The organism is Photobacterium kagoshimensis, from assembly GCF_050337045.1.
Taxonomy (GTDB): Bacteria; Pseudomonadota; Gammaproteobacteria; order Enterobacterales; family Vibrionaceae; genus Photobacterium; species Photobacterium kagoshimensis.
Window position 1 is genome coordinate 1 of sequence record NZ_JAKJSO010000052.1, and the last position, 1,488, is coordinate 1,488.

General features: G+C 46.7%; 3 tRNA genes and 2 rRNA genes. All 5 read right to left on the reverse strand.

Going from position 1 to position 1,488, the window contains the following annotated elements:
• A 23S ribosomal RNA gene (locus tag L4C35_RS23080) occupies positions 1-516 on the reverse strand; the annotation flags it as partial.
• A 323-nt stretch (positions 517-839) separates the two neighbouring features.
• Positions 840-915 (reverse strand) — tRNA-Ala (locus L4C35_RS23085).
• 31 nt (positions 916-946) lie between these two features.
• A tRNA-Val gene (locus L4C35_RS23090) sits at positions 947-1,022 on the reverse strand.
• 37 nt (positions 1,023-1,059) lie between these two features.
• A tRNA-Glu gene (locus tag L4C35_RS23095) sits at positions 1,060-1,135 on the reverse strand.
• Positions 1,136-1,237: 102 nt separating this feature from the next.
• A 16S ribosomal RNA gene (locus L4C35_RS23100) occupies positions 1,238-1,488 on the reverse strand; the annotation flags it as partial.

Sequence of the window (1,488 nt, forward strand, 5' to 3'; positions counted from 1 at the left end):
GTACGTACACGGTTTCAGGTTCTATTTCACTCCCCTCACAGGGGTTCTTTTCGCCTTTCCCTCACGGTACTGGTTCACTATCGGTCAGTCAGGAGTATTTAGCCTTGGAGGATGGTCCCCCCATGTTCAAACAGGATATCACGTGTCCCGTCCTACTCGTTTTCACTAATAATGCGTTGTCGGTTACGGGGCTATCACCCTGTRTCGCCAAGCTTTCCAGCTTGTTCACCTAACGCAAGACTAGCTTAAGGGCTAATCCGATTTCGCTCGCCGCTACTGTCGGAATCTCGGTTGATTTCTCTTCCTCGGGGTACTTAGATGTTTCAGTTCCCCCGGTTCGCCTCGTTACGCTATGTATTCACGTAAYGATAACTGCTTATGCAGTTGGGTTTCCCCATTCGGAAATCCCAGTCTCAAGTGATTTTTACTATCTAAACTGGGCTTATCGCAAGTTAATACGTCCTTCATCGCCTCTGACTGCCAAGGCATCCACCGTGTACGCTTAGTCACTTAACCATACAACCCCAAGAGGTCTGTATGTTCAAACAACCAAGGTTGTGTGTCTGATAAGGACACAAATTGGTTTTTCGCCGGACTCATTCTTTTATTTTCACTTTTAAAAAAGTGAAGACAAAAGCCAAGACACTTGAATGTGTGTTGTTTTGAGAACTCGTTTTTATCATTAAGATAAAAACTATTGTAATTGAATCTGTTGATTCAATTTACTAGTCAGCTTTCCAGATTGTTAAAGAGCATTGTGTTTCACATTCTATAAAATAGAGATGATATCCACTTTTTAACGACACTCGCCTCTAAAAGAAGAAAATGCATTTAAAAAGTGGTGGAGCTAAGCGGGATCGAACCGCTGACCTCTTCGCTGCCAGCGAAGCGCTCTCCCAGCTGAGCTATAGCCCCATAGGGTATTCATTTTACGTTTAAGAAAGAATGGTGGGCGATACCGGGCTCGAACCAGTGACCCCCTCCTTGTAAGGGAGGTGCTCTCCCAACTGAGCTAATCGCCCACGTGTCTAATAAGATATTAATCATCTTAAAAGAAAGTGGCGTCCCATAGGGGAGTCGAACCCCTGTTACCGCCGTGAAAGGGCGGTGTCCTAGGCCTCTAGACGAATGGGACTAAGTCTTTCTTGCTAAATGTTGTTGGGCAACATTTAGCGCTCTTTTACATTTCAACCAAGCAATCTGTGTGGACACTGCATCAAACAAGCAGTCTATCGTTTAAGGAGGTGATCCAGCCCCAGGTTCCCCTAGGGCTACCTTGTTACGACTTCACCCCAGTCATGAACCACACCGTGGTAAACGCCCTCCCGAAGGTTAAGCTATCTACTTCTGGTGCAGCCCACTCCCATGGTGTGACGGGCGGTGTGTACAAGGCCCGGGAACGTATTCACCGTGGCATTCTGATCCACGATTACTAGCGATTCCGACTTCATGGAGTCGAGTTGCAGACTCCAATCCGGACTACGACGT